The organism is Algoriphagus sp. oki45, from assembly GCF_036245605.1.
In the GTDB taxonomy this organism is placed as follows: Bacteria; Bacteroidota; Bacteroidia; order Cytophagales; family Cyclobacteriaceae; genus Algoriphagus.
The window spans coordinates 585,263-592,135 of the sequence record NZ_BTPC01000002.1; the positions used below are offsets into that span (position 1 = coordinate 585,263).

At 32.9% G+C, this 6,873-nt stretch carries 6 protein-coding genes; all 6 read right to left on the reverse strand.

Annotated features, from left to right (window positions below; genetic code table 11):
• Nucleotides 1-96: 96 nt before the first annotated feature.
• The 6 genes from AAA942_RS12000 to AAA942_RS12025 all read right to left on the reverse strand — a co-directional run bounded on the left by AAA942_RS12000 (nt 97) and on the right by AAA942_RS12025 (nt 6,407).
• A complete protein-coding gene (locus tag AAA942_RS12000; protein WP_338220510.1) occupies nt 97-522 on the reverse strand; it encodes an SRPBCC domain-containing protein in 426 nt (141 codons plus the stop codon).
• A gap of 2 nt (nt 523-524) precedes the next feature.
• On the reverse strand, nt 525-950 hold the full coding sequence (locus AAA942_RS12005; protein WP_338220511.1) for a DUF6157 family protein: 426 nt from the start codon (nt 948-950) through the stop codon (nt 525-527).
• Between the two features lie 290 nt (nt 951-1,240).
• Nucleotides 1,241-1,765 (reverse strand): condensin complex protein MksE, encoded by a 525-nt coding sequence (locus AAA942_RS12010; RefSeq protein ID WP_338220512.1) that lies wholly within the window; start codon nt 1,763-1,765, stop codon nt 1,241-1,243.
• Entirely contained in the window at nt 1,752-2,963 is a 1,212-nt protein-coding gene (locus AAA942_RS12015) for a hypothetical protein (RefSeq protein ID WP_338220513.1), read from the reverse strand. Before AAA942_RS12015 ends, AAA942_RS12010 begins: the two co-directional genes overlap by 14 nt.
• Complete coding sequence (locus AAA942_RS12020) at nt 2,956-3,750, reverse strand: hypothetical protein (protein ID WP_338220514.1); 795 nt, start codon at nt 3,748-3,750, stop codon at nt 2,956-2,958. Before AAA942_RS12020 ends, AAA942_RS12015 begins: the two co-directional genes overlap by 8 nt.
• Nucleotides 3,747-6,407, reverse strand: a complete 2,661-nt coding sequence (locus AAA942_RS12025) for a hypothetical protein (RefSeq protein ID WP_338220515.1) — start codon at nt 6,405-6,407, stop codon at nt 3,747-3,749. Before AAA942_RS12025 ends, AAA942_RS12020 begins: the two co-directional genes overlap by 4 nt.
• Between the last annotated feature and the right edge of the window lie 466 nt (nt 6,408-6,873).

A 6,873-nucleotide genomic window follows, 5' to 3' on the forward strand; every position in this document is an offset into this window, starting at 1 on the left:
TCCCCATAGGCACCTCACCGGTTTCGTGCAACAGCGCTTTCATTGTTCGTGCTACGCACGCAACGAAAGCTTAGTTGTTAGTGGCTGGCATTCTTTTCACGCTTCTACAATTTTTTTCATCTCGTCCACGATTGAAGCCCAATTTCCTTCGGAATGTTTGGCTCGTTCTTCGTCATAGTTTGTTTGAGAAATAGTCAATTCAGTTCCATTGTCATTTGGGGTTACTTCATAACATACCCACAAATAATTTTCTGGTAAATCTTCTTTACCACTCCAATTACTAAGATATGAGTAGGCAAGTCGCTTGTTATGTTCGTATTCAAGAATTTCACCTTTGTCTTCGTATTTTTGTCCTTCCCATTCGCCTTGAAAAACTATTGGCTCACCTACGTTCCAACTTGTTACGATGTCTGTCCCGAAAAAGTATTGTTTTACGATTTCAGGTTTTGTTAATGCAGCCCAAACTTTTTCAAACGGTGCATTGATTTTCGTTTTATACTGTATTTGATGTTTTGTTTCCATTTTTACTTTTTTGATGTTCTCATTGCTCTTACTTTTTTAATATTCGGGTCAGTTAAAAATTTTTCATATTGCTTTGTTTCCATTCCGAATATTGCAACTTTTCCGTCTTTGTCAGCGTGAACCCCAAACCCGTAGGTTTTTGTCAAAGGTGATGAACGAAAACAAGGTTGTCCTTTTGAGAAAAATTGTTGTCGTGCTTCCTTGTATTCCGCTTTCGTCAAGTCGTTTCTATCGGCAAACACTTGAAAGAAAAGTTCATCAGAATTGAATTTGTAAGGATTGTTTATAAGTAAGTCAAATTGTAATTCGGCAATAGATTTTTTGTCTGACTTTGAAAGTGGTTTTGTTCCGCAAGAAACTTTTGTGTCTTGGGCTACTTCAATAAATGTGTCGAAGTAATTTGTCGTATGAATTTTGTCTGTTGTCATAACGAATTTGTTTTGTTTACTGTCGTCTGTTATGCTTGCCACTAACGGTTCTCAGCTATACGCAGGCAGGGATTTTCACTACTGAACTTCCTACGAAGAACTGAACTTTAATTTTACTACTTTCCTGTCCTACGAAGCACGAAACCCCTGCTTGCGTATAGGTGATGTTACCGCCTAGTGCTTCTTTTTTTTCGTCCGTTTGTCGGTCAGTCGTGCGGTTGGACAGACACACTCTTTGCCAAGTTTTGGCTTGTGCTTCGGCTTGTGCGACTTGGCAATGTGTGTGGCTGTTATGCGATGGATTCAGTCTTGTCATCTTTTATTAAGTCTTTTGCAAAGTCAATAAATAGTTTGTGTGCTTTAGTAAATGAATATCTATCGTTGCCTTGTTTTACTGCTATGTTTCTCTTAACCATAGTTCCAATATGTCGCTTTAAACTGTCGTCTGTGTTTAGTTGCTTGTTAGCTTTGATTACGTCTAACCACGATGAATTTTTAAAGTATTCGAGTATTTCGTCAATATGAAATTCCGAATAATTAAGTTCTTCTAAGAAATTCTTACCGTCTTTATCAAGTTCGTAGCATAGAATTGAAAAGAAAATAGAAATATCTCTTGATGTGTTTTCGTTTGTCTCGCTTGAAACCAAGTAATAAAAGTCGTGATTACCAATTATTTCAAAGCCAAAAGAAGTCTCAAAAAAATTGATATAAAAGTCTTCATTTTTCTTGATTGTCTCAAACAAAAAATCATCAACTGTTATGAACTTCCCTTCCATTAAGGAAGTGACTATTTCTTTGTGTTTATCTGGATACATCTTCTTGTTTCTTAATTGTAAGTTTCGGCATAATTAGTTCTGATTCGTCATTGGAAACAGTAATCTTATTTCCTTGTTTGTTTACTGTAACTTCATAATCTTCTTCAAAAAGTAAGCTGGTTACCATAAAAAAATTGTCAAAGGAAAAATTCTCACTTTCTTGCTTGATAGAACTTTCACACCATTTAAAAAAATCCTCTACGGGCAAATTTTTGTTCAAAGTTTCTTTATATTTTGATTTATCAAAGAGCCAATCGTTTGTTTGTTGTGCATCTTCTACGATAATTAATTCAGCTTCGTTTTTGAACTGTTCAAAGTATTCTTTCGTGTTTTCATAAACAAATCTGTTGTAGATGTTATCACGAGTAGAAACGAATATTCGAGGTGGTTCAATACCTTTATAACAATTCCCATTATTTAGATAGTGATGAAAACCCCTCAAATATTGGCTTTCAGTTTTTATTCGCTCAATTAATGGTAATAATTCATTGGTGAGAATAACGGATTGAGTATTTAGGTCTTTCCCTACTTGACGAAGTAGATGATAAAGTTTCTCAAATTCTCGTCTTATACTTTCATCTCTATAATCAAATCTTTTTACGTTGGAAAATTGAGAAACATTCAGCAATTCGTTGTAGATAGATTGACTATGATTTACATCTAAAATTGTATTGAGTGGAGAAATGTAATTTTCTATAAGATATCGTGCCTTATGAATTTTTTCTTGATAGTCAATTTTCTTATTATTCGCTTTTAGTTCTTTTGATTCAGTCAACAAACTTTTGGTATTATTTACAACAGCGTTTGTGAACTTCTTAATTTGGTTTGATAAGGCTTCAATTCTTTCCAACAAAATGTTCTTATCATCATTTATACCTTCTTTGATTTTTAGAAATAAAGTCCTGATTGATTGCCCGAAATGTTCTATTTCTTCAGGTAAGAGAGGTTTGAATTGTTGATGTATAAACTCAAAAAGAATCAAATAAGGCTCGTTAAATGCAAAGTCATCATTCTGCTCAACCAATATTTGATATTCGGTTAGTTGTGTCTGAATATTCTTGTCATAGTTTTCTATACAAATATTTAGAGCTTCTTTGGTAATAATATCATTCTTAACCTGTATGTCAAAAAGGTCTCGTAGCAAATCGTAATGACTTGCCATAAACTGCAATATTGATTTTGGTTCTGACTTAATCATATTTCCAATATTGTTGCTCTAAAAATCGGTTATTTCTTATTATGCTTTCTCTAATTCTAATAACGTTAATGTCTCTACTTTGCTTAATTCTATTAGTCATTTCGGATTTGTTGCCTTTTAGACTTTGAGAATACTTATTAAAGAGTTCATTATAATTTTCGGGTATGTGTAATTGGGCAAAGTCAAAAACTTCTTTGATTCTTAGAAATTCTTCTAGACCGTTAAAATCATAATCAACAAAAACAAGTAAGTGTTTTGTAGAAAGGCAATTTAGTGATTCTTTGCCAATTCGACCATATTTATGAAGGAATACAAAACTTTTGCCTAAGAGCTTTTCCGCAACTAAAAATGTGTCCAAGTTTTCAACAATACAGATGTGTTTGGCTTCAATTCTTTCAGCGTTACAAGCGAATATTTGAAATTTGCTTGTGTAATCTTCTAAATTTAATTCATTGCCATTTATCCTAATTGTTTCAAAGCCCCTAAGCATAAAGATTGGTGTTGAAACTGTTTTTTGAATTTTAGAGTTTCTAAATTTCCTAACATTATCTGATTTGTCCTTGATTTCAATATCTTCGGGAAAATAGGCTGTAAAGAAATTATCAAATTCGTTTGGCTTGTTTATTTTATATCTGAAACCTCTACCTGACCTTGTTTTTTCAATAATAAGTGAAGAAACCAAGCCTTTAAAATGTGGCGAACTCAAAACAGTTTTAGGGATTGCCTTTTCTGTAAGAAAAGAATCCTCTTTTAATTTCTTGTATGTTCTGAAATCTGTTAGATTCACACTGTTTTCTTTTTACGGTATATTACATTTCCGTTAGTTTCACTTAAAACAATTTTCCCCTTACTTCTTCTCACTAAGTAGTATTTATCAAATCCGTCATATGGGTGCAATGGTGCAGCTGATATAGGAACAAAATTATTTTCCTTACAGAAATTCAAAATTTCAATTCTGTTCGCTTCATCAATTGTCCCGATTTCATCAACAAAAATTACGATTTTGTTTTCAACATCATTGATTACAATTTGATGAATAATTGACATAATAATCACCATTCTAATCATTTTGTCTGTTCCATCTGATTCAATTTGATTTCTTAAATCAACCACCTTATGCTGTCCTTTTTTGTCAAGGTGCAACTTGATGTCAAACAGGTCTTTAAATTCGATTACAAATTGATTGTCCAAATACCTATTCAAAACATTTAGGTTTTCTGATTGATCGTCAAAAATTAGTTCAGAAGTAAGGTCTCTGATTTCCATTATCTTCTTTAAATCCTTGATTAGATTTTCATTTGGGATAATCTCAATACTCAGAGAATCTATATCAGAAATTTTAATTTTTCTGATTTTTGAATTGAATTGGTTGTTGATGAACGCTTCAAACTCCTGGAATTTTGAATGAAGCGTTTTACAAGGAATTGAAAATTGAGTTGAAATATTTTTCAGAAGTGCATCAATACTCTTTTGCTTGTCATCAAGAGTTGTAAGTTCTGAATCAAGATACTTGATAAATTCATCCTCCGAAGCAAAAACTGTTTCAGTTTTTGCTTTCAGATTTTCAAATAATCTTTCTTTTTTGTTCTTAATATCTTCTCGCTCAATTGAGTTTCTCTCAAAGTTTTTGAAAAGATTGTCAAGTGATTCATTTGTATGATATTCGATTGGTTTAATTCCCGATTCTTCAATCTTAACTTTCCATTCTTGAATTTTAGAAATTCTGCTTTCCTTCTGTGATATGTCTTTTGCCAAAATTTCGATTGCTTGATTTATCCTACCAATCGTTTCTTCGGTTATTCTTAGTTCTTTTTCAGTTTCGTCTTTTTGTAGAATTAAAACTTTTTGTTCCCCTTCTTCTATAGTTAAGTTTTTTTCAAGTTCAGGTAAAGAATTTAACTCCTCAATTTTACCATTTACTTCTTTGATTTTTTGCTGAACTGTAAGAAGTTCAGAACGATATTTTTCTAGGTCTTTCGCAATAGGTAACAACTGTTCGTTACTTACTTTTTCTTTTACCGCCTCATCTTTGCGAATTCTCAAGTCATCAATTGAAGCAATAGGCTTGCCTTTAAAATCTTTGGGAATTGTAATTGCACCATCAAAGATTTTCATTACATCAGTTAATTTTTCTATACTTGATTGAATATTTTCCTTCGGCAGTGCAGTAATGGAATCAGAAAGAATTGCGTTTAGCAATTCTTTATTCCTTGCATCTTTGCTTATCTGATGTATGAGCAAATTTGAGTAAGTTTCAATTTGCCCTTCTAATTTTGAGATGTCTTGAGTTAGTCGTGAAATTTTCGCTTCTATATCACGAGTATTTAAGTTTTGATTTTCAATTTGAGTAAGTCGGCTTTCAATGCTTTTTCTTTCACTATCTAAATTGCTCAATGATTGATTTAAAAAGTCAATACCTTCATAAGATTTTATCTTTGAAATCTTCTTTATCAGAGAATCAATGGCAGTTTGTTTCTGTGTTACGGTTATTTTTAATCCACCAATTTTTTGATTTAACTCACTTTGTTTCGGATTCAAAGTTTCGGTTAGATTAACTTGATGTTCTTCTTTCTCTTTCTTCTTTTTTATGACACTTGTGTTTAGCTCAATGTTTACTGATGAATAAAGTGCATCAAAAGCATAAACTACTTCTGAAAGAATCTGATTTTTGGCTTTATATTGATTGACTAATTCTTTAAAATCGGTAAAGTTTTTTTGAATGCTTCTAATTATTTTGATTTCTCTGTTGTGCTTCAAAAGGGTTTGAATATCCTTTTGATTTTTCTTAGAAAATTCAACTTGCTCGCTTTCTTTATTGTCGGCAATAATCAATGATTCTTTCAGTGTTTTGTTGTCAATAAGTTTTGAGTTTATTAGGTAGCGGTAAATTTTAGAAAAGTTGTTGCTGATTTCTCTTTGGTCTTGTGATGCTCCTTCGTTTAACCACACAACACCGTTATTTTTCTTTCCTTTTTGATATACAAAATTGAAAAGGTCTCGTCTGTTAGAATATTTGCTGTATTCTACTCCTGATGAAGAAAATTCAGCAAGTAATGAATCAAATTTCTTAAGTTTTTGTCCTTCTGGTGTTTGTTCAAAATACTGCTCCTCTTTATAATCGCTGTCAATTTTGTAATAATCTAAACTTCCCTCTGCATTCTTCTTTACTAAGATGCAGTAATACCGCTTTTTGAAAATTTCAAAAATAATGTAACTCGAATTGATAGAAGGGAAGTAATGATTAATTGTCGATTTGTCTCCTGTCCGATTACCACTAAATGTCATTTGTTTTCCGTCAATGATATACAGAAAGTTTAAGGCATAAATTAGAGTGCTTTTCCCAATGTTATTAGGTCCAACTATTTGTAATGAATCGCAATCGCCTAACTCGATGTCAGCTTTTGAATATATGTCTGAATGAAGTATAACGAGTCTTTTTAACATTGTCTAAATTCTGAATCATTAGTATTTGGGACTTGCGGGCAGGAAAATTCAGGCTCTTTTGATTGCGAAGCGGTCGCCCGTGTGTTGGGGCAAGCAAATGTGCCTGAATGTGCGGTTGGCATTTTATTTCTGTCATTCAATTTGTTCACTGTCGTTGTCTTTTTAGCATTGGCGGTAACGTTTTTGCGCTTGGCGTTCGTGCGGGATTTTGGAGCACAAAACTGTCAACCCAGCACTAAAGTTGATTTGAAAAACTGAACTTGAATTTAAGCACGTCACCCCGCATGACGCCAAACGCATGTTGCACTAAACCTGCGGTAGTTTCTCCGATAAGCAGCCGGAAAGAGGTAACTTTTTGATTCAATCTTAACCGTTTTCAATCATGAAAAAAAAGAAAACCTCCTCCAGACCGCTTGCTCCAAGATAGCTGGATTTGCTGAACTACTGGCCAAGTTTGAGCAAAAAG